The organism is Xanthomonas albilineans, from assembly GCF_002939705.1.
Lineage (GTDB): Bacteria > Pseudomonadota > Gammaproteobacteria > Xanthomonadales > Xanthomonadaceae > Xanthomonas_A > Xanthomonas_A albilineans.
In genome coordinates, this window is sequence record NZ_MDCB01000142.1 from 1 (window position 1) to 260 (window position 260).

Annotated in this window: 1 protein-coding gene; it reads left to right on the top strand. The window is 62.7% G+C overall.

What is annotated here, in order from left to right:
* Positions 1–260 (top strand): AMP-binding protein (locus tag XalbCFBP2523_RS16135; protein WP_146084178.1); only part of this gene is annotated, 260 nt, incomplete at both ends.

Genomic DNA, 260 nt, shown 5'->3' on the forward strand with positions numbered 1-260 from the left:
GCGGTGGCGGTGCTGACGGATGCCGCCAGTCGTCGCCTGGTCGAATGCAGTGCCACTGCGGCGGTGATCGTCGATCTGCAAGCCGACAGTGAGCATTGGGCGCATCTGCCAGACAGTAATCCCGACCGCCACGCCAATGGCCTGACCGCACGCCATTTGGCGTATGTGATCTACACCTCCGGATCGACCGGTGCACCCAAGGGAGCGATGAACGAGCATCGCGGCGTCGTCAACCGTCTGGTGTGGATGCAAGATGCCTA